This is a genomic window from Paenibacillus tyrphae (assembly GCF_027925525.1).
In the GTDB taxonomy this organism is placed as follows: Bacteria; Bacillota; Bacilli; order Paenibacillales; family NBRC-103111; genus Paenibacillus_G; species Paenibacillus_G tyrfis_B.
Genome location: NZ_BSDJ01000001.1, coordinates 396,548 through 415,620, shown reverse-complemented (window position 1 = coordinate 415,620; position 19,073 = coordinate 396,548). Strand labels below are relative to the sequence as shown.

Genomic DNA, 19,073 nt, shown 5'->3' with positions numbered 1-19,073 from the left:
CAATGGGCTTGGAGAATGCGCTGTGGAAGCAGCAGGCGGCGCGTGCGGCGAGAGGGGGGAGCGTGGCTCTTGATGGACATTCAAATCGTTTTGTTCGACGGGTTCGGGGAGCTCGTCGCGCTGGCCCCGTTCGAGGTGTTGAAGCGGGGCATCGAAGCGGGAGCGGGGTTCCGGGTAGAGCTCGTCGCGAGCGAGCCGAAAAGTGAGGTCGTCACTTCCTACGGGATCAAAGTAGCGGTGAACGATCATTTGCGGATCGGCAGCAGGCCCGATGTCCTCATTGTCCCAGGCGGAGGCTGGAATCATAAGGCGGAACAAGGCGCGCGGAAAGAAGCGGAGCGGGGAGACCTGCCCCGGTTGATCCGGGAGCTGCACGCCGCTGGAACGGTCGTGGCCGGAGTATGTACGGGCGGCATGCTGCTCGCCGAAGCGGGCATTTTGAAGCAAAAGCAAGCCGCCATGCATTACTTGGCCAAGGATGAGCTGAAGCGCTACGAGGCGGACGTCCTGGACTACCGGATCGTCGATCACGGGGACGTTATCACGGCCAGAGGGGTGACTTCCGGCGTGGATCTGGCGCTGTGGATCATCGAGCGATTCGCCGGGGCTTCGATCGCGGCCGCCGTCGAACATCGGATGGAGTATGAGCGGCGCGGCGTCGTTTGGAGGGCCTAGTTGACGGATGGTAAACGGGAAAAAGGGCGCGAACGCCTTGAACGGATGTCCAGACGCCTGCGCCCGCTTTTAATCTCCTGCTCCGTACGTGCAGCAGGGTGCCGCCGGAGCTTCATTATGCCTGGCTTCCTTAGTGAGAAAGCGAAAGCATTTCTTTCATATCGTCTTGAGCGTTGCCGATCAGCTTCAGTCCGAACGTATCGACAAGCACGTTCATGACGCCCGGATTGATGAATTCCGGCGGCTTCGGGCCGATGCGAATATCTTTGATGCCGAGGCTGAACAGGCCGAGAAGGATCGCGACCGCCTTTTGCTCGAACCAGGAAAGCACGATGCTGACCGGCAGGTCGTTCACGCTGCATCCGAAGGCGTCGGCGAGCGCCAGGGCGATTTTGACCGTGGAGCCGGAGTTGTTGCACTGGCCCAAATCGATGTAGCGTGGGATGCCCGTATCGGCCACGGTGCCGTAATCGACGTCGTTGAAGCGGAATTTTCCACAGGATGTGGTCAGAATTACGGTATCGTTAGGCAGCGAGGTGGCGAGCTCGCGGTAATATTCGCCGCCGCTTCCCGGAGCGTCGCAGCCGGCGATGACGAAGAAGCGTTTGATTTTGCCCGCTTTGACCGCTTGAATGATCTCCGGAGCCAAGCCGATCACAGTCTCGTGATGGTAGCCGGTCATGAGCGTCTGATCCGACTCGATCCGGGCTTCCGGCAGCGACAAGGCTTTCTCGATCAGCGGGGTGAAATCGTCGTTGACGATTTTTGTAACCCCTTCCAGGCCTGCGATATCATAGGAGAAGAACCGGTCGGCGTAGGTGCCCTTGATTGGCATGACGCAGTTCGTTGTCGCCAGGATGGCGCCCGGGAACTGCTCGAACAGGCGGCGCTGGTCGTACCAGGCTTTTCCGATGTTGCCCTTCAAGTGGGAGTACTGCTTCAGCTTCGGATAACCATGGGCAGGCAGCATCTCGGAGTGCGTGTAAATGTTGATCCCTTTTCCTTCGGTTTGCTTGAGCAGCTCCTCCAAAGCGTACAAGTTATGCCCGGTAACGACGATGGCATGCCCTTCGATGCTGTTCTGTGGCACGGCTACGGGCTGCGGGATGCCGAAGTGCGTCGTATGCGCCCGGTCCAGCACATCCATGATCCGGACGGCCGCCGAGCCGACCTTCATGGACATGTCGATATGCTCCTGCAGGTTGAAGTTGGAGTTCGTCAGCGTCATGTACAACGCCTCGTGCGTAATCCGGTCGACCTCCGGGTCGGAATAGCCGAGCTGTCTTGCATGTGTGGCATAAGCGGCAATGCCTTTCAAAGCGAAAATCATCGTATCCTGCAAGCTTGCAATCGTTTCATCTTTGCCGCATACGCCGATCACCTTACAGCCGCCTGTCGGGGTCTGTTCACATTGATAACAGAACATCGCGAATCCCTCCGTTACGTTTGATTTGCTATGTAAAAAGCGTAACACGAGGAAGCACGGCAAAGTGTGATTGGAAGCACATCAATCATGGCAAAGTCGCAACATCCGAGTCCGCCGCGGGCGGTAACCTACACTACTTATTTACGTAAAGGAGCGTACGAGCGTGTTTGGCATTCATCATTATTTCTTGTTTGTAATCGCTGGAATATTGCTTATCATGACCCCAGGCTCGGATACGATGTACATCATTGCCAGAAGCGTGGCGCAGGGCAGAAGAGCGGGCATCTGGTCCACCATGGGGATTGCGGCCGGTACGCTTATCCACACGCTGCTCGCGGCGTTGGGGCTATCTTTTCTTTTGGCGAAATCGCTATTACTGTTTACGGTCATCAAAATGATCGGGGTCGCCTACCTGATCTATCTCGGGATTACGATGATTTTGTCGAAGTCCTCCGCCATTGCACCGGACGCCGGATCGGTGGAGCTGATGAGCACGCGCAAAATTTTTGTCCAGGGCATGATTACAAATGTAACCAATCCGAAGGTAGCGTTGTTCTTTATCGCCTTCCTTCCCCAGTTTGTGGACAATCAGGCCCAGAGTCCGGTGCCGTTCGCGATTCTTGGCGCGACGTTTATTTTCATCGGCATGCTGTGGAGCAGTCTCCTTTCTTATCTCGCAGCGTTCGCGACGGGAAAGCTAAGGAAGAATCCCAAGATCGGCCTCTGGCTGAACCGGATCACCGGCGGCGTGTTCATCCTGATGGGAGCCAACCTGTTCCGCGCCAAAATTTCCAACTGACCGCATAGCACAAAAAGATCGTCTTCGGCCGCAAAGGTTGGCGGAAGACGATCTTTTTTATGGTTAGGGCAAGTGCAATTTTTCACGATTTGTGGATAACGTGGATAATATGTGTATAAGTTTGTGGATAAGCAAGTGTTGCGCCGCGCGTCAGGTGATTTAGGTTTGTAAGCCGTATGCTTAGCTGCAAACAGTATTAGCTTCTGACGTCGAGCAGCACTTTCCCCGTGCTCTGCCGGCTTTCCACCCACTCGTGGGCTTTGGCGGCTTCGGCCAATGGAAAGCGTGCGCCGATCTTGATCGTCAGACGCCCGTCGGCCAAGTACGGCAGCACCCGCTCGGCGACGCCGCGCAGCAGGTGGGGACGCTTGCTCCGGGTCGTGCCCAGGCTGAACCCGAGGACAGAACGGCAGCTTGCATGCAGGTCCGAGGTCTTGATGTTCCCCGCAGGACCGCCCGAATTGCCGAAATGGACCAGACGGCCGTAGGGAGCCAGGCAGAGCAGGCTTTGCTCCGTCACGGTGCCGGCTATCGAGTCCAGAACGACGTTTACGCCTTCCCCGTTCGTCAGGTCGTTGACCTGCGCTGCAAAATCCCCCTGCGCGTAAGAGAGCACATGATCCGCGCCCGCCTCCAAAGCGATGCCCGCCTTGCTCTCGCTGCCGACGGTTCCGATCACCTTCCCCGCGCCCAAGAGCTTCGCCAGTTGGATAGCCGTCGTGCCGACGCCGCCTGCCGCCGCGTGAACGAGGACGGTTTCGCCCGGCTCCAGTCTGGCAATGTCCGCGAGCAGCTTATACGAAAGGAACGAAACGATCGGACAGGCGGCCGCCGTGTCGAAGCTGAGGCTGTCCGGGATGGCGAACGTCAGATTTTCGTCCGCTGCGATATATTCGGCATAGGAGCCGTTATGTGGAAAAGCGATGACGCGCTGTCCGACCTGCAGCTGCCGGACCTCGGACCCGACTTGCTCGATCGTCCCCGCCGCATCCAATCCCGGGATGAACGGAAGGGTCCCGCCCTTTTTCCCGTATCTCGATTTGATATCGGCAAAATTGACGCTGGTCGTCTCCACGCGGATCAACACTTGATTCGGACCGATACCCGGCTTATCAACGTCCGTGTAGCTCATATGCTCCGGACCGCCGAATTGCGTTACCTGAATGGCTTTCATGGCTTGCTTCCTCCTCTGTGAGCAGATGACAAGGAAGACTTCGCCGGACCACGGGAAAATTCCTTTTTTTGGGCTGGGTGGGGCAAAGGCAGTCAGGCGGCTACTCCAGAAAATGATCGATAAAGCGGCGGGCGGCTCTGGACAAATAACGGTTGTTCAGCCACAGAATACCGACGTCGGATTGAAAATCGGCATCGGCCAGCGGAAGCGTCCGGATCGACGGGAGAGGGAACGCCGTCATGACGGACTTGGGCAGCACTGTCGCCCCGAGGCCGGCCGCGACCATCGCGATGATGACCGCGACGCTGGAGCACTCGCAGATGATGCGCGGCTCGAAGCCGTGACGGCGGCACTCGGTGACCACCCGGTCGTGCATGCCGGTCGTCCGGTCCGTTTTGAGCGTCAGAAACGGGAAGTCCGCCAGCTCCTGCATGCGGATCGTCTCCTGCGCCGGGTCCGGCAGCCACTTGCCGGGGATGACGACGACGAACGGATCGGACGGCAGCGGCCGTACCGCATACGACTGCGACTCGGAGGAAGCTTCGAAAGGAAGCCGGGCGACGATCAGCTCGACACTCCGCTTCTCCAATTGCTCCCCGAGGAGGAAATGATCGCCCTCCCAGATGCGGAAGGTCACCTCCGGGTACTTCTCCCGGAACGTCTCGATGCGCTGGGGCAGAAGAGAGATGCACGAGACGACGGCGCCGATGGACAGCACGCCTTGGACGCCCTCGTCCAGCTCCTTTACTTCCTGCATCGATTCGTTGAACTGATGCAGCAGGCTTTCCGCCTTCTGCCGCAGCAGCTCTCCCGCATGCGTCAGCCGAAGCCTTTTGCCGTCACGGTCGAACAAGGTTACCCCGAGCTCCTCCTCCATCAGCTTGAGCTGCCGGCTGAGCGGGGGCTGCTCCATGTTCAGCGCCTTGGCCGCGCGCGTAATTTGCCCTTCCTTCACAATCGCCAAAAAGTATCTCAGCTGACGCAAATCCATCCCCGGACCGCTCCCTTCATTCATACCTTCAAGGTATCGTTCTCCAATAAAACAGATATTTTCAATATATCGGAAGAACTGATACCATTCAACTAATACAATAAGAAATAAACCTTTGAAGAGGAGATGCGAAGAATGACCCTTAATATCGAAGTGGAGCTGACCAAGGCCCCAAAACTAAAGCCCGATGTAAGCCGTGTCGGGTTTGGAACCGTATTCACGGACCACATGTTTATGCTGGATTATGAGGAAGGCCGCGGATGGCATTCTCCCCGCGTCGTGCCGTACCAGTCGATTAGCATGGACCCGGCGGCGAAAGTGTTTCATTACGGCCAGACGGTATTCGAAGGGCTGAAAGCGTACCGTACTGCGGACGGACGCATTCTGGTATTCCGCCCGGATCAAAACTTCAAGCGCTTGAATCATTCGAACGACCGGATGAGCATTCCGCACCTGGACGTGGAGCTGGCGCTGGAAGGGCTGAAGAAGCTGGTCCAAACAGATCGGGACTGGGTACCGGAAACCGAGGGTACTTCGCTGTATATTCGTCCGTTCATCATTGCGACGGAGCCCGTACTGGGTGTTGCCGCTTCGAAACGGTATATCTTCATGATCATCATGTCGCCGGTCGGAGCGTACTATGCCGAAGGCATCCGTCCGGTCAAAATCCATGTCGAGTCGGAATTCGTCCGCGCCGTCCCTGGCGGAACCGGCAGCGCGAAGACGGCCGGAAACTATGCAGCCAGCCTCAAGGCGCAGGAGGAAGCCGCGCAGGAAGGGTATTCGCAGGTGCTGTGGCTCGACGGCGTGCATAAGAAATACGTAGAAGAAGTCGGAAGCATGAACGTCTTCTTCAAGGTCAACGGGAAGATCATCACTCCGCCGCTGAACGGCAGTATTCTGAAAGGAATCACGCGGGACTCGATGATTCAATTGCTGCAAAGCTGGGGCGTTCCAGTCGAAGAGCGGCTGATTAGCATCGAGGAGCTGTACGAAGCGCACCGGGCTGGTACGCTTGAGGAGGTATTCGGTACGGGAACGGCAGCGGTCATCTCCCCGGTCGGCGAGTTGAACTGGCGCGGCGAGAAGCTGATCATCAACGGCGGCGAGACCGGCGAATTGTCCGCGAAGCTGTACGAGACGCTCACCGGCATCCAGGGCGGGAAGCTCGAAGATAAGCTCGGCTGGATGGTGCAGGTGTAATTTCGGGACGGCATGAACGGGTCATGATTCATTTCTCGGCGGCCTAAAGCCTTTCTCTGAATTTCGTGTATAATATAAAGGTTCGGAATAAAGGTTCGGCGGTTGAGAAAGGATGATACCATGTTCACTATTACCGGTTACAGCGTAGAGCTCGTGAAAGACCCATTCGGCATTTTGTCCGGCAAACGCTATGAGTTTATACTGGATATCGAAGTGGAAGAGGATGACGAGCTGTACTCCGAGCAGGGGTTATATGTCCGGGTCATTTACGGCGTGGATGGGGACCAGGCCAGCATCGTGAAGCACGAAATTTTCGAGCGGACGACGGAGCAGTTGCTTGATTTTGAATTGGAAGACGACGAGCTGGAAGCGGTCAAAGCTTTCTGCAAGGAGCACGTCGGGGAAGCGGAGTAAGAAATGCAGGGGAAAAGCGCGCGGCGTAACGACGTCGGCGCTTTTTCTTTTGCGTTACGGCATGGGAACGGTGGAATGATTGGAGGTAGTGGGCTACATGAGCCCGTTCTCCCTCAGGCTGAAATGCTGGCCGTCCGCGACGATGATATGATCGAGCAGTTCAATCCCAATAATTTCACCGGCACTTTTCACCCGTGCAGTAAACTCGATATCATCCTGAGATGGGGTTGTGTCTCCGCTCGGATGGGCATGGGCCAGTATAATACAGGCGCTATTGCTTAAAATGGCTGATTTGAAGATTTCTCTGGGTGTGACCAGTGCCGCGTCAAGGCTTCCGATAGAGACCACCTCCAGAGCGGTTATTGTGTTTCTGGAGCTGAGGCATAGAAGCAGGCAATATTCGCGATCGACATCTCTTAAGTACTCGGTCACGAGTTTATAAGCATCGTTCGGGCACCTGATCTTATTGGTTTCAAAGCGATAAGTCGATTCACGAACCATGCGCAGGCTGATGACGTTAAGTCGTTTCATTGTATGGTCCTGTATATAACAATGTTTTTTTGTCAAAGCATATAGAGAATCCTGCCCACTCCCATGTTGTTGAAGCAATTGGCCTTGTATATAGCATAAAATGATTCCTCCTACGAACCTATGTATATCCAAAAGTCTACTTTTGTAATCATAATTCCCAGTTCTTCTTTTTCATTATACAAACTTATAAGTTGTTTTTCAATACTTTTAGTTACTTTAATTATCTTCCTTGGCTAATGATCCTCATCTAACCTCGAAATAAGAGGTGACAACCATGCCAAATAGAACCAAGACGGATTTTCAAATACTGGTTGGATTAAAAATAAGAGCGATTCGGAAAAGTAAGGGACTTTCACAGAAGGAAGTTGGTGATAGAGCCGAGTTAATAGATACCTACGTTGGAAGCGTCGAACGAGGGGAACGTAACGTGTCGCTGCAATCGTTAGACAAAATTGCTGTGGCCCTAGGCGTTTCCCCGGAAGAACTGTTTCAGTTCCATGATCTTGATGTGGAAGAGAACCTGCACGAGAAGAAACAAATCGTGGAAGCGCACAAAGCACTAATGTTGACTCGTAACATACGCGAGATTAAGATGGTCCATCGAATCGCGAAAGACATACTGGATACTATTGATGCGGAGAAAAGTAACGAATAAATTGATCATCAAATAAAAATCCGCCTCCCTGTCGGCGAGCTTATACAGCTTTCCGGTAAGGGAGGCGGACTGTCATGAGGTCGAATAGGTTAAGGATTTAGAAAAAAGCTCAGACCCCGCTTCTCGGCAATTACGAAATCTTCTTCGCCCAGCGCAGGTTCGGCTCCTGATTCGGCACGAACGGAATCTCGAAGTTTTTCGACTTCAAGTAGTTTTTCGAAGAGAAGTAAATCGGAATGACCGGAAGATCTTGCATAAATAGATCTTCGGCTTGATGCAAAATTTCAAAACGCTTGTTCTCGTCCTGCTCGGTCTTGCCCTGCGTCAGAAGCTCGTCATACTTCGGATTGACCCACTTCGTCTGGTTGTTCGGGCTACCTCCCAAATACAGGTCCAGCAGCGCGAGCGGGTCCAGGAACGTTCCGGACCAAGACATCCGGGCGATCTGGAAATTGCTTTGCTTGAACGTATCGATGTACGTTTTCCATTCCTGGTTTTCCAGCTTGACGTCGACGTCGAGGTTTTCTTTAAACATCGCCTGCAGTGCCTCCGCGATTTTCTTATGGCCGTCCTGCGTATTGTACTTCAGCGTCACTGGCGGCAGCGTCGCCCAGTTTTCTTCCTTCAGGCCTTCGGCCAGCAGCTTTTTCGCTTCGGTGGTATCGAATTTCAAGTACGGAGGCCGTTCCTCGCGGAAATCTTTGCCGGCAGGCGTCTTGATCCCCTCGGCTACGAGTCCGTACGCCGGCTTTTGTCCGCCTTTGGATACGTTGTTCACAATCGCCTCGCGGTCGATCGCAAGAGCGAAAGCGCGGCGGATTTTCGCATTGGTGAACGGCTTCTGCGTCACGTTAAACGTGTACACGTACGTCGAGAAGTCCGATTGCAAAGAGAAGTCCTTATTCGACTTTTCTTGCGCCAGCACGTCGATAGGAAGCGTATCGATCAAATCCAGCTCGCCGGACTTAAACATTTGGTAATACGTGTTCTGATCGCCGATCATTTTGTAGTTGATCGTTTGCATCGTCACGTCGTCTTTGTTCCAGTAATTGTCGTTTTTCTCCAGAACGAGGCTGGTGTTGTGCTCCCATTTGGAGGCGGTATAGGCGCCGTTCGAGACGATATCCTTCGCTTCGGCCGCCCAGTTTTTGTTTGCGTCCACCGTCGGCTGATACACCGGCAGGAACACCGGATTGACGGCAACCTTTGGGAAAAACTTGGTCGGCGCGTTCAGCTCGACCACGAACGTCTTGTCGTCCTTGGCGGTTGCTTTGACTTGATCGACGGTGCCTTTGCCCTTGTTATACTCCTCGGCACCTTTGATGTAGTACAGGTAGAAGGCGTTGGTCGCCGCTGTTTGCGGATTCAGCACGCGTTTCCAGGAGTACTCGAAATCCTTGGCCGTGACGGGCTTGCCGTTGGACCATTTCAGGTTGTCGCGCAGCGTGAAGGTGTACGTCTTGCCGTCGGGCGAGATGTCGACCTTGGCGGCGCTGCCCGGAACGACTTCGCCTTGTTTGTCAAAGGTATACAAGCCTTCGAACAGCGAATTGATGACCTTGAACGACGTGTTGTCCGTCGCAATCGCCGGGTCGAGCGTATACGGCTCCCCGGACAGGTTCGCGCGAATTTCTTGCTTGAGGCCTGCGCCGCCTTCGGGCTTCGCCGCATCCTGCGTGTTGCTGCAGCCGGCCAGCGCCGGTAAGGCGGCGATAAGAAGCGCGGCGGCGGTTAATGCGAATTTTTTCATGTCTCCCATTCTCCTTTTATCCGAATCTAAAAAGCTATGTATGAGGTTCAACCTTCAACCAAATGGCAAGCGACCCAGTGATCTTCTTTCACCTCTCTCCATGCGGGAAGCTCGCTTGCGCAAAGTTCTCGGGCGGCGGGACATCTCGTATGGAACGGGCAGCCGCCCGGAGGCTGAAGAGGACTCGGCGGATCGCCTCGCAGCACGATTCGCTCCCGCGTCCCCCGCTGCGACGGATCGGCGACGGGGATGGCCGACATGAGCGCTTGCGTATACGGATGAAGCGGCTCGCGGAACAGCTCGTCGCTGGCGGCCAGCTCCATCATTTTGCCTAAATACATCACGCCGATGCGGTTGCTGATATGCTGAACCATGTGCAGGTCATGGGCGATGAACAGATAGGTCAAGCCCTCCTCCCGCTGCAGATCCTCCAGCAGGTTGACAACCTGCGCCTGGATGGACACATCCAGCGCGGAGATCGGCTCGTCCGCCACGATGAAGCTCGGCTCGACGGCCAGCGCCCGCGCAATGCCGATGCGCTGCCGTTGGCCGCCGCTGAACTCGTGCGGGAACCGCTGGGCGTGCTCGGCACGCAGGCCGACCTTCTCCAGAAGCTGCACGATGCGCTCCTGCCGCGCTTTGCCCCGCGCCAAGCGGTAGGCGTCGATGCCCTCGGCGATGATGTCGCCGACCTTCATCTTCGGGTTCAGCGAGGCGTGCGGGTCCTGGAAAATCATCTGCGCCCGCCGGTCGAACGCCCTCCGCTCTTCGCGCGTGTGGCCCGCAAGGGGCTTGCCCTCGAAGCGGACCTGCCCCGCGGTCGCCTCGTAGAGGCCGACGATCGTCCGGCCTAGCGTCGACTTGCCGCTGCCGCTCTCGCCGACTAGGCCCAGCGTCTCGCCCTGGCGGATGGCGAAGGAAATGCCGTCCACCGACCTGACGACCTGATTCGCGCCGGACTTAAAATGCTTCTTGACGTCTAGGACTTCCACCAAATAGTCAGACATGCGTTGCCCTCCCCGCTGCCACAAGCTCCCGGACGCCGTCCGCCCGGCTGTCGTTCAGCCAGCACCGCGCCGTATGCGTGTCCGACAGCTTCTCCTCCGCGGGCGATTGCTCGACGCAAATCTCCATCGCGTACGGACAACGAGCCGCAAAGGGACATCCCTTCGGCGGATCGAACAAATCGGGCGGCGCGCCTTCGATGGGGATCAATCTTTGCTTTTGTCCCGTATGCGGCTTCGGGATCGATTGCAGCAGCCCCCACGTGTACGGATGCTTCGGCTGCGAGAAAATGTCGTGCACCGTGCCGCTTTCGACGACCAGGCCCGCGTACATGACGACGACGCGGTGCGCCATCTCGGCGACGACCCCGAGGTCGTGCGTGATCATGATGATCGACGTCCGGAGTCGATTTTGCAGGCTTTGCAGCAGCTCCAGAATTTGCGCCTGGATCGTTACATCCAGCGCCGTCGTCGGCTCGTCGGCGATCAGCAGCGCCGGATTGCAGGCCAGCGCGATCGCAATGACCACGCGCTGCCGCATGCCGCCGCTGAATTCGTGCGGATACTGCCGAAGCCGCTTCTCCGGGTCCGGGATGCCGACCAGCCGCAGCAGCTCGACCGCACGTTCCGCCGCCTGCGGCTTGGTCAGCCTCTCGTGCCGCAGCAGTCCGTCCGAAATCTGTTGTCCGATGCGCATAGTCGGATTTAAGGAAGTCATCGGGTCCTGGGGGATCATCGCGATCTCTTTGCCCCTTATGCTTTTCCATTGGCGGGCCGACAGGCCGTTCAGCTTCCGTCCTTGGAATACGACCTCTCCTTGCGTCATTTTCCCCGGTGGAGAGATCATGCCCATGATCGCCTGCGCCGTCACCGTCTTGCCGCTGCCGCTTTCTCCGACGACCGCGAGCGTTTCCCCGGAGGCGACCTCGTAGGACACGTCGCGAACGGCCTGCACGGAGCCTCCGTACGTCCGGAATGAAACTTTTAACTGACTGACTCTTAAGACGGGGTCCATCCGGCCGCCTCCTTAGCTTCGATTTTTCGGGTCGACGGCATCTTGTAGTCCGTCGCCGAGCGTGTTGAAAGCCAGCATCGTGATCGAGATCATGAGCCCGGGGAAGAAAATACGCCACCATTGTCCGCTAAGTACGACGCTGAGCGCGTCATTCGCCATCGTGCCCCAGCTGGCCGACGGTGCCTGAACGCCGAGTCCGAGGAAGCTGAGAAACGATTCGGCAAAAATCGCATTCGGAATCGTAAACGTCAGGTTGACGATCATGACGCCGATCGCGTTCGGCAGCAGATGCTTGCGCACAATATGAAAATGCGAGGTGCCGAGCTTGCGCGCCGCCAACACGTATTCATGCTGCTTGAGCTGGAGAATCTGCCCCCGGACGAGCCGGGCCATCCCAATCCAGCCGGTGACGGTGAGGGCGATAATGATCGTGCCGAGCCCCGGCGGCATGACCACCATGAGCAGAATGACGACCAGCAGGTACGGAATGCCGTACAAAATCTCCACGATCCGCATCAAAAGGTTATCGATCCGGTCGCCGAGCGCGCTTCTTCCGGCCATATATCCGGCGACCCCGCCGATCGCGACGCCGATGACCAGATCGATCAAGGCGGCGATGACGCCGATCAGCAGCGACACCCGCGCCCCGTGCCATGTTCGGGCCCACATATCGCGGCCGAGATCGTCCGTGCCGAACCAGTGCTTGCCGGAGATCGGCAGGTTCCCTTCCGTGAGCGACTGCTTGCTCGGGCTGTACGGCACAAGCTGCGGGCCGATGATCGCCAGCGTGACGAGCACAAGCAGCAGCGTCAGGCCGAGCAGAGCCAGCTTGTTTTTCGCCAGCTTGAGAAACACCTCGCGCCAGTAGCCGAGGCTCGGACGCTGCGTCTGCGGCTCGAAGCGTCTGCGGTCCACTGGGCGGAACAAACGGTCCTGCGCTTCGTCTGGCGCTAATACCGGGTCGTTCATCCATCTACTCTCCCTTACTCGTCAGCTTGATTCTCGGGTCGATGACCCGATAGGACAGATCGATCAGGAACAAGGTAACGACCAGCACGAAGCTGTAAAACATCGTCGTCCCCATAATGACCGGATAATCGCGGTTAAAGATGCTGTCCACAAAATATTTGCCCAGCCCCGGAATAGCGAAAATTTTCTCCACCACGAACGTGCCTGTAATCAGCGACGCAAACAGCGGCCCGATAAACGTAAGCACCGGGAGCAGAGCGTTGCGCAGCCCGTATTTGATCACGACCGTCCAGTCCGACAGCCCCTTCGCTTCGGCGAGCCGCATGTAGTTCTGGCCGAGCACCTCCAGCATGCTGGCCCGGACGAACCGCGCGATAATTGCGAGGGGCGCCAGCGACAGCGCAATCGACGGCAGAATGCTGTGCTGCCACGTTCCCCACGAGGCGACAGGCAGCCAGTGCAGATTGACCGCGATGTACTTAATGAGCAGCGGAGCCAAAATAAAGCTCGGCACCGAAATACCGATAATGGCCACGAACATCGACAAATAATCGAGCAGCTTGTTGTGATGCAGCGCCGAGACGATACCCAAGGCTACCCCGACCGTAAGAGCGATCAGCATCGACTGGAGGCCGAGCAAAGCGGACGGACCGATGCCCCGGGCAATCAGCGTGTTCACGCTGCTCGATTTGGACTGGATCGACGGACCGAGGTCCAGTTGAATCAGGTTTTGCAAATACAGCACATATTGCCGGAAAATCGGCTGGTCCAGATGGTACTTGGCCCGCAGGTTCGCCAGCACATCCGGCGGCAGCATCTGCGAATCGGCCGCGAACGGATCGCCCGGAATCAGATGCATCAGAAAAAAGGTTAAAGTCGCGATCACCCACAACGTAACGACCATGGTTACGATCCGCCGGACCACATACATGGTAAAGCCCCCCTGCCTGCTCATTCTGCCTTCATGCATTTTATTAATAAATCTAACGGATTACTAGGAATTAATTCATTATTCTTACTTGAATACTTGGTTATTGAGCATGGTATTGATATTATTGGAAATAAAATTTCTTGTCAACCACTTTTGATCGTCTTATTGCTAGATTTCATAAGCTTTTTACAATTTATATTCAACCCTTGGATAATTCAGAAAATGTAATCGTTTGCTTTTTGAAAATTAACGAAGTACTAGATGAAAATAAGACTTTTCACATAGTAACCGGTAAGTTAATATATCTGTAAAAGGCAACCAATTCTAACGACGAACTAAAGATTCGCGTATTAGTCGTTCGTAACCTCAAGAGGAGTGTCCGCCCATGTACCCAAAATATCAAAAACGTAACACCGCAGCTTTTACCGCAGCTTCTTACTTTGCACTGGCCGCAGGCATATTTCTATATTGCCTCGGCATCTACAATGCGGAATGGGAATTAAACGTAAAAGGGTACTACTTGCTATGCATGTTCTTAATTATCATCACCAGTATCGCGACCCAAAAGGTGGTCAGGGACAATGCCGAGGATAAGGAGCTAAGAAACGAAAATCCAAAGCACCGCATGCGTAACACTCCCGCTTTCACAGGAATGGCAGTCGCAGGGTTGGTCATCGGATTCGCTATGTTTTTCATCGGTTTGTTTAACGCGCCGTTCGAACTGAACGTAAAAGGCTACTACATTGCCGTTATGCTGCTGATTTCCTACAGTGCGATCGGGGTACAAAAGGTGACCCGCGATAACGCCGAGGACAAAGAGATTTTGGATAATCAAAATATGAATGGCTAATATTTAATAGATATGTTAAACCCGCCTGCAACGATAGGCGGGTTTTTCCGCCTTCGGCACCATGTTGAATTGGCGGCGGCTTCCCGGGCTTGGGCAACGAAACATGAATCCTTTGGCATTCCCGCTGGAGATTAAAAAATGCTAAAATGGAATATAGTCCCAAATTAATGAGGGGCGAAGGAGGCTGAATGAATCATGGCACGTATTTTATTTATGAATGGCGGGGCGGAAGGACATGTGAACCCCACGGTAAGTGTCGTGCAGGAGCTGGTTCAGCGCGGAAATGAGGTCGTTTATTTCACAACGGAAAATTTCAGAGAGCGTCTGGAGAAGGTAGGGGCCGAGGTGCGGGCCTATGATTTTTTCCGTTTCTTCGAGGGATTCATGAGACCTGACAACCATATGCTCGGCAGAGTGGGCGGTATGCTGGAAGGGGCGGAGGCTCTCGTTCCCTTAGTCTTGGAGGAGGCCAAAGCCAAACCGTTCGATTATATCGTACACGACTCCATGTTCGGGGGCGGGCGGCTGATGGCTCATTTGCTGCAATTGCCGGCGATCAACTCCAGCACGTCTTTTGCGCAGACGGAAGCGCATTTTCACCGCTTTATAGAGCAGCTCGATGCTGCTTCTTCTTCCGGTTCGGCCGAACAGGCGCAAGCGGAATTCGACCGCTTGACGGCCAAGCTCCAGCACGACTATGGCTATGTTGTCCGCTCGCCTTATGAGGCGTTCTTCAACCCCGAGCCGATGACGATCGTATATACCTCCCGATTGTTCCAGCCGAGGGGAGAAGACTTCGACGACAGCTACAAATTTGTAGGCCCTTCCGTGTCTGCGCGTCTGCAGGCGGAGCCCGAGATGCCTGAGCTTGCGGGAAAATCGGTCATTTACATTTCGCTGGGGACGGCGTTCAACAAGGATATTGATTTTTACCGAAATTGTTTGAAAGCGTTCGGCGGTTCCGGCAATACGATCGTGATGTCGGTCGGTCGGGAGACCGAGATCGAGTCGCTCGGCGACATCCCGGACAATTTTATCGTCCGTCCTTATGTGCCTCAGCTTGAAGTGCTTCAGCACGCCCATTTATTCATTACCCACGGCGGTATGAACAGCACGAACGAAGGCTTGTCGCACGGGCTGCCGCTGGTGCTGGTCCCGCAAGGAGCCGATCAGCCGAAGGTGGCCGAACGTGTGGCCGAGCTCGGAGCGGGCGTTGCGCTTAATAAATCGGAGCTAACGGCCGAACTGCTGCGCGATACGGTGAACCGGGTGCTGGGGACGCCTTCCTACCGCGAAGCGGCGGCACGGGTCGGCCAATCGCTCTCGGGTGGCGGGGCCCGGGAAGCGGCGGACGAGATCGTGAAGTATATCTCGCAGGTAAAAGTAGGGTAAGACGCTGGAAGGAAGGGGGACTGTACTTATATGCAAAGGAGCTTCTCGGTTGTCACACGGGAAGCTCTTTTTTACTTTCCACTTCACGTGGAAGAGTTTTGAAGGTTTGGTAGAGGAACAGGGCCGAGCATGTTATAATCGACTCTATGGACTATGGATAGTGGTGGATGTTTTCGGACCACGGCGCAGCCTCCCGAAAGGGGGTGAGGCCGATGGTCATCCTTGTGGCGTTTTATGATGTGCTGCGTTGGATCGTGACGGTGCTAAGCCTTGTGTTTGGTATCCGTAAGCTCTACCGCTGGACGCGTCGTAAGTTTCGTAACAAGCGAAAACCCACCGTGTAATAGGTTGACCGCCTACGGTGGGTTTCGCTGAACTAAGATTTTGTTTTGGCGCGCCGTGGTGATCCACAGCCTTTCAGGTCCTAAGAGTCTTTACCGTTCGCAGCGGTGAAGGCTCTTTTTAGTATACGGATGAACTCGATTTTCTTATACAGTTAGCTTCAAAACTACATTGACGTTATCCTTATTTTATCACGGCATTTCACGTCATGCAACGTATAACTCCCTGTGTCTTGTGCTTCTCCGCTGTTATCGGGGAAGCTCCTTTTTTACGCTTCTTATTTGCCTTCAGGTTCATAGTCAATTAAGTCGGACAAAGTGCATTGGAAGGTATCGCACAGCTTAAATAACGTTTCTAGCTTTGTTGTCTCGATATTCGTTTCCCGGTATAGCTTATTGATCGAATTTCGACTGATTCCCGATAACCTCATTAAATCGGATATATCATCGATTCGATGCTCCGCCATGAGCTTTCTCAAGTTACATTTCAACACTTCACTCGCCCCCTATGGTTATATAATGACCTCGTGAGGTTAATTTCGTTGTGAAAGGAGGTTAATATGGTTAATTCAATAGGAAATTCCCTTCAACAATTCATTGGTCATCGTGTGAATGAAATTACGGAATATCTTATGGCAACAAATTCAACCTACAAAACGCTTTCAAATCAATGTACCCAACACTTTATACAAATACAAGAATACCTGCCAAGCGATCTTCAACAAACTATGTTGCAGTATGAAGAGACATTGCTCCTGCTTCAAGCCGTCATTGAAAATCATATTTATACACAGGGTTTAAAGGACGGGATAGATTTGCGCAGTTTGTTAAAATAAAGAATTATTCTTGAGCCGGAGGTTATGCCATGCTTGTCCCGCCATATGAAAACCCCTGTCTATCAAAGCATGGCAAGCCATAACTCCGATAGACAGGGGTTAAGTAAGTATTACCGCAGCCTCCGTACGCGCTCTTTGCGTAGCAAATAGACGAAATAGGGAGCGCCGATAATCGCGGTCATGATGCCGACCGGCACTTCCCGCGGAATCACGATGATGCGGCCGAGGCAGTCGCCGAGCAGCATCAGGTCGGCCCCGATAAGCGCGGCGAGCGGAATGAGCCACTGATGCCGGCCGCCAACGAGGCTGCGGGCCATATGCGGCGCGATCAGCCCGACGAACCCGATGGCTCCGACCGCCGATACGGAAATCCCGGCGAGAGCAACCGCCAACAGCAGGAGCCAGAAGCGCTGACGAACGACGTTTAAGCCGAGGGAAGCGCTCGTCTCATCCCCCAATTGAAACACATTCAGCTTCGCAAAGCTCCCCCAGGCGAGCGGCAGGAGCACGGCGATCCAAGGCAGGAGTGAGATTACCTCCCGCCAGCTCCGGCTCCACAAGCTGCCCGACATCCACAGCAGCGCCATGTTGACGTTGGTCGGGTGGGTCACGATCAAGTACTGGATGCCGGCCTGAAAGACGGCGCCGACGGCTACGCCGACCAGAGCCAGAGACGCGGGGCTTAGCGTCAATCTGCGGCTCAGCAGCATGAGGATAACAAAGGTCCCGATCGCTCCGGTGAAAGCCGCTGCCGGAATGACGTACCCTGGCGATTGAGGAAACAGGAAGATGACCGCCGCCGCCGACAATCCGGCGCCTTTCGTAATTCCGATCACGTCGGGACTGGCGAGCGGATTGCGGACCAGGCTTTGGAAAATGACGCCGCTGACCGCAAGCCCGAACCCTGCCAGAATGCCCACGATCACCCGCGGCAGCCGAACCTCATGAACGATAAAATAAAACGGACCGTTTGCGGACAGCAAGCTCGATCCGATATCCCGCACGGGAACGGAGACGGCTCCGACCGCAATGGATACCACAGCCAACAGGATCATGATCAGCAATGCGGCGCCAAGAGCGATACCTTTTCTCACCGGTGGGTCCCTCCTTTGCGCCGGGCCAAATAAACGAAGAATGGACCGCCGATCACTGCCGTGACAATGCCTACGGGGGATTCGAACGGAAACGCGATCATGCGGCTGAGCAGGTCGGCATAGACGAGCAGCGAGCCGCCAAGCAGCGCGGTGAGCGGTACGAGAACGCCCAGACGGCTGCCCACCAAGGCGCGGGCGATGTGGGGAACGATCAGGCAGACGAACCCGATCGGCCCGCATACCGCGACCGCCGATCCGGCCATGAGCAGGACGAGCAGTACGGCGATGCCTCGGACGATCGCGACCCGTTGACCTAATCCGGCGGCAATTTCATCGTCGATCAACAGCAGGCGGAAGGAAGGGAGCATGACGGCCAGTAGCATCGAACTGCCGAGGAAGAACGGCAGGATCATGCGTACTTCGGGCCATCCCGCCTGATTCACCGACCCGACGAGCCAGAAGATCATGCTCTCCGTCGAATACTGATTCAGGATAATGAGACCTTCCGTCAAGGACGCGAGCAGAAAATGAACCGTAATCCCCGCCAAAGCCAAGCGGACATACTGCTTATGCTCGTTGCCGGTCAACGACCAGACCAGCAGCGCCCCGGCCGCCGTTCCTGCAAAAGCGAACAGCATTGAGCCGATAATCGATAGCTCCGCGACCGCCAGCAATCCGAAGACGACAGCCAAGGACGCTCCGGCGTTAATGCCGAACACATGCGGGGACGCCAGCGGGTTTTTCGTGGCGAGCTGGGTCAGCAGCCCGGCCAACGCCAGCAGCATGCCTACGATGCATGCCGTCAGCGTGCGGGGCAGGCGCAGCGTTTGGATGTAGAGATGATTTTTGTCCTGGCCTTGATAGGTCAGCGCTTCATAGAGCGTGCGCCACGAGATGGAAGCCTGTCCCCATTTCAAGCTGAACAGCAGTCCTGCGGCCAAGATGAGAATCGAAATGGAAAAAAGGAAGAGCAGAAACCGGGTCCGGCTCTGCTGCTTCATGGGTTGGATAGTGCGATCCATT

The 19,073-nt window shown here is 55.3% G+C and carries 21 protein-coding genes; 9 read left to right on the top strand and 12 right to left on the bottom strand.

What is annotated here, in order from left to right; all coding sequences use genetic code 11:
- Positions 1-72: 72 nt before the first annotated feature.
- Positions 73-675 (top strand): DJ-1/PfpI family protein, encoded by a 603-nt coding sequence (locus tag QMG93_RS01870; RefSeq protein ID WP_281933279.1) that lies wholly within the window; start codon positions 73-75, stop codon positions 673-675.
- A gap of 130 nt (positions 676-805) precedes the next feature.
- On the opposite strand, the gene hcp is transcribed toward QMG93_RS01870, so the two are convergent.
- Complete coding sequence (gene hcp / locus QMG93_RS01865; RefSeq protein WP_281933192.1) at positions 806-2,101, bottom strand: hydroxylamine reductase; 1,296 nt, start codon at positions 2,099-2,101, stop codon at positions 806-808.
- 163 nt (positions 2,102-2,264) lie between these two features.
- Here hcp and QMG93_RS01860 point away from each other — a divergent pair, with 163 nt between their 5' ends.
- Complete coding sequence (locus tag QMG93_RS01860) at positions 2,265-2,900, top strand: LysE family translocator (protein ID WP_281933191.1); 636 nt, start codon at positions 2,265-2,267, stop codon at positions 2,898-2,900.
- A 196-nt stretch (positions 2,901-3,096) separates the two neighbouring features.
- On the opposite strand, the gene QMG93_RS01855 is transcribed toward QMG93_RS01860, so the two are convergent.
- Together QMG93_RS01855 and QMG93_RS01850 are read right to left on the bottom strand one after the other, a co-directional pair.
- A complete protein-coding gene (locus tag QMG93_RS01855; RefSeq protein ID WP_281933190.1) occupies positions 3,097-4,074 on the bottom strand; it encodes a quinone oxidoreductase family protein in 978 nt (325 codons plus the stop codon).
- A 100-nt stretch (positions 4,075-4,174) separates the two neighbouring features.
- Positions 4,175-5,065 carry a LysR family transcriptional regulator gene (locus QMG93_RS01850; protein ID WP_216794850.1) on the bottom strand — a complete coding sequence of 297 codons (891 nt, stop codon included), beginning with the start codon at positions 5,063-5,065 and terminating at the stop codon, positions 4,175-4,177.
- A gap of 135 nt (positions 5,066-5,200) precedes the next feature.
- Here QMG93_RS01850 and QMG93_RS01845 point away from each other — a divergent pair, with 135 nt between their 5' ends.
- Both QMG93_RS01845 and QMG93_RS01840 read left to right on the top strand, forming a co-directional pair.
- Positions 5,201-6,268 carry a branched-chain amino acid aminotransferase gene (locus tag QMG93_RS01845; protein ID WP_281933189.1) on the top strand — a complete coding sequence of 356 codons (1,068 nt, stop codon included), beginning with the start codon at positions 5,201-5,203 and terminating at the stop codon, positions 6,266-6,268.
- Positions 6,269-6,388: 120 nt separating this feature from the next.
- Entirely contained in the window at positions 6,389-6,682 is a 294-nt protein-coding gene (locus QMG93_RS01840; RefSeq protein ID WP_281933188.1) for a DUF6509 family protein, read from the top strand.
- A 93-nt stretch (positions 6,683-6,775) separates the two neighbouring features.
- On the opposite strand, the gene QMG93_RS01835 is transcribed toward QMG93_RS01840, so the two are convergent.
- Entirely contained in the window at positions 6,776-7,213 is a 438-nt protein-coding gene (locus QMG93_RS01835; protein ID WP_281933187.1) for a JAB domain-containing protein, read from the bottom strand.
- Positions 7,214-7,487: 274 nt separating this feature from the next.
- On the opposite strand from QMG93_RS01835, the gene QMG93_RS01830 reads away from it, so the two are divergent.
- Positions 7,488-7,868, top strand: coding sequence for a helix-turn-helix domain-containing protein (locus QMG93_RS01830; RefSeq protein ID WP_063182869.1), 381 nt, complete (start codon positions 7,488-7,490; stop codon positions 7,866-7,868).
- Positions 7,869-7,998: 130 nt separating this feature from the next.
- Here QMG93_RS01830 and QMG93_RS01825 read toward each other — a convergent pair whose 3' ends face one another.
- Genes QMG93_RS01825 through QMG93_RS01805 form a run of 5 tightly spaced genes read right to left on the bottom strand, consistent with a single transcriptional unit; the run spans position 7,999 to position 13,537 of the window.
- Positions 7,999-9,618 (bottom strand): peptide ABC transporter substrate-binding protein, encoded by a 1,620-nt coding sequence (locus tag QMG93_RS01825; protein ID WP_281933186.1) that lies wholly within the window; start codon positions 9,616-9,618, stop codon positions 7,999-8,001.
- Between the two features lie 47 nt (positions 9,619-9,665).
- Positions 9,666-10,625, bottom strand: coding sequence for an ABC transporter ATP-binding protein (locus tag QMG93_RS01820; RefSeq protein ID WP_281933185.1), 960 nt, complete (start codon positions 10,623-10,625; stop codon positions 9,666-9,668).
- Positions 10,618-11,637: an ABC transporter ATP-binding protein gene (locus QMG93_RS01815; protein ID WP_281933184.1), complete on the bottom strand. Its 1,020-nt coding sequence runs from the start codon at positions 11,635-11,637 to the stop codon at positions 10,618-10,620. The genes QMG93_RS01820 and QMG93_RS01815 overlap by 8 nt, the downstream gene beginning before the upstream one ends.
- 12 nt (positions 11,638-11,649) lie before the next feature.
- Positions 11,650-12,606, bottom strand: a complete 957-nt coding sequence (locus QMG93_RS01810) for an ABC transporter permease (RefSeq protein WP_281933183.1) — start codon at positions 12,604-12,606, stop codon at positions 11,650-11,652.
- Between the two features lie 4 nt (positions 12,607-12,610).
- Complete coding sequence (locus tag QMG93_RS01805) at positions 12,611-13,537, bottom strand: ABC transporter permease (RefSeq protein ID WP_281933182.1); 927 nt, start codon at positions 13,535-13,537, stop codon at positions 12,611-12,613.
- A 385-nt stretch (positions 13,538-13,922) separates the two neighbouring features.
- Here QMG93_RS01805 and QMG93_RS01800 point away from each other — a divergent pair, with 385 nt between their 5' ends.
- The 3 genes from QMG93_RS01800 (at position 13,923) to QMG93_RS01790 (ending at position 16,123) form a co-directional block, all read left to right on the top strand.
- Positions 13,923-14,387, top strand: a complete 465-nt coding sequence (locus QMG93_RS01800) for a YiaA/YiaB family inner membrane protein (RefSeq protein WP_281933181.1) — start codon at positions 13,923-13,925, stop codon at positions 14,385-14,387.
- A 195-nt stretch (positions 14,388-14,582) separates the two neighbouring features.
- The gene (locus tag QMG93_RS01795) at positions 14,583-15,779 is read left to right on the top strand and encodes a macrolide family glycosyltransferase (RefSeq protein ID WP_281933180.1); all 1,197 of its coding nucleotides are present in this window, start codon (positions 14,583-14,585) and stop codon (positions 15,777-15,779) included.
- A gap of 212 nt (positions 15,780-15,991) precedes the next feature.
- Positions 15,992-16,123, top strand: a complete 132-nt coding sequence (locus QMG93_RS01790; protein ID WP_281933179.1) for a hypothetical protein — start codon at positions 15,992-15,994, stop codon at positions 16,121-16,123.
- Between the two features lie 275 nt (positions 16,124-16,398).
- Here the strand turns inward: QMG93_RS01790 and QMG93_RS01785 are convergent, their stop codons facing one another.
- Positions 16,399-16,614, bottom strand: a complete 216-nt coding sequence (locus tag QMG93_RS01785) for a helix-turn-helix domain-containing protein (protein ID WP_281933178.1) — start codon at positions 16,612-16,614, stop codon at positions 16,399-16,401.
- A gap of 66 nt (positions 16,615-16,680) precedes the next feature.
- Here QMG93_RS01785 and QMG93_RS01780 point away from each other — a divergent pair, with 66 nt between their 5' ends.
- A complete protein-coding gene (locus QMG93_RS01780) occupies positions 16,681-16,956 on the top strand; it encodes a hypothetical protein (protein ID WP_281933177.1) in 276 nt (91 codons plus the stop codon).
- Positions 16,957-17,066: 110 nt separating this feature from the next.
- Here the strand turns inward: QMG93_RS01780 and QMG93_RS01775 are convergent, their stop codons facing one another.
- Both QMG93_RS01775 and QMG93_RS01770 read right to left on the bottom strand, forming a co-directional pair.
- Positions 17,067-18,050, bottom strand: coding sequence for a FecCD family ABC transporter permease (locus QMG93_RS01775; protein ID WP_281933176.1), 984 nt, complete (start codon positions 18,048-18,050; stop codon positions 17,067-17,069).
- Positions 18,047-19,072, bottom strand: a complete 1,026-nt coding sequence (locus tag QMG93_RS01770) for a FecCD family ABC transporter permease (protein ID WP_281933175.1) — start codon at positions 19,070-19,072, stop codon at positions 18,047-18,049. Before QMG93_RS01770 ends, QMG93_RS01775 begins: the two co-directional genes overlap by 4 nt.
- Position 19,073 lies beyond the last annotated feature (1 nt).

Coding starts and splice junctions, on each gene's coding strand:
- QMG93_RS01820 (WP_281933185.1), bottom strand. CDS start 10,625: ATGTCTGACTATTTGGTGGAAGTCCTAGACGTCAAGAAGCATTTTAAG.
- QMG93_RS01805 (WP_281933182.1), bottom strand. CDS start 13,537: ATGTATGTGGTCCGGCGGATCGTAACCATGGTCGTTACGTTGTGGGTG.
- QMG93_RS01825 (WP_281933186.1), bottom strand. CDS start 9,618: ATGAAAAAATTCGCATTAACCGCCGCCGCGCTTCTTATCGCCGCCTTA.
- QMG93_RS01850 (WP_216794850.1), bottom strand. CDS start 5,065: ATGGATTTGCGTCAGCTGAGATACTTTTTGGCGATTGTGAAGGAAGGG.
- QMG93_RS01780 (WP_281933177.1), top strand. CDS start 16,681: ATGGTTAATTCAATAGGAAATTCCCTTCAACAATTCATTGGTCATCGT.
- QMG93_RS01770 (WP_281933175.1), bottom strand. CDS start 19,072: ATGGATCGCACTATCCAACCCATGAAGCAGCAGAGCCGGACCCGGTTT.
- QMG93_RS01840 (WP_281933188.1), top strand. CDS start 6,389: ATGTTCACTATTACCGGTTACAGCGTAGAGCTCGTGAAAGACCCATTC.
- QMG93_RS01790 (WP_281933179.1), top strand. CDS start 15,992: ATGGTCATCCTTGTGGCGTTTTATGATGTGCTGCGTTGGATCGTGACG.
- QMG93_RS01845 (WP_281933189.1), top strand. CDS start 5,201: ATGACCCTTAATATCGAAGTGGAGCTGACCAAGGCCCCAAAACTAAAG.
- QMG93_RS01810 (WP_281933183.1), bottom strand. CDS start 12,606: ATGAACGACCCGGTATTAGCGCCAGACGAAGCGCAGGACCGTTTGTTC.
- QMG93_RS01800 (WP_281933181.1), top strand. CDS start 13,923: ATGTACCCAAAATATCAAAAACGTAACACCGCAGCTTTTACCGCAGCT.
- QMG93_RS01870 (WP_281933279.1), top strand. CDS start 73: ATGGACATTCAAATCGTTTTGTTCGACGGGTTCGGGGAGCTCGTCGCG.
- QMG93_RS01855 (WP_281933190.1), bottom strand. CDS start 4,074: ATGAAAGCCATTCAGGTAACGCAATTCGGCGGTCCGGAGCATATGAGC.
- hcp (WP_281933192.1), bottom strand. CDS start 2,101: ATGTTCTGTTATCAATGTGAACAGACCCCGACAGGCGGCTGTAAGGTG.
- QMG93_RS01795 (WP_281933180.1), top strand. CDS start 14,583: ATGGCACGTATTTTATTTATGAATGGCGGGGCGGAAGGACATGTGAAC.
- QMG93_RS01835 (WP_281933187.1), bottom strand. CDS start 7,213: ATGAAACGACTTAACGTCATCAGCCTGCGCATGGTTCGTGAATCGACT.
- QMG93_RS01830 (WP_063182869.1), top strand. CDS start 7,488: ATGCCAAATAGAACCAAGACGGATTTTCAAATACTGGTTGGATTAAAA.
- QMG93_RS01815 (WP_281933184.1), bottom strand. CDS start 11,637: ATGGACCCCGTCTTAAGAGTCAGTCAGTTAAAAGTTTCATTCCGGACG.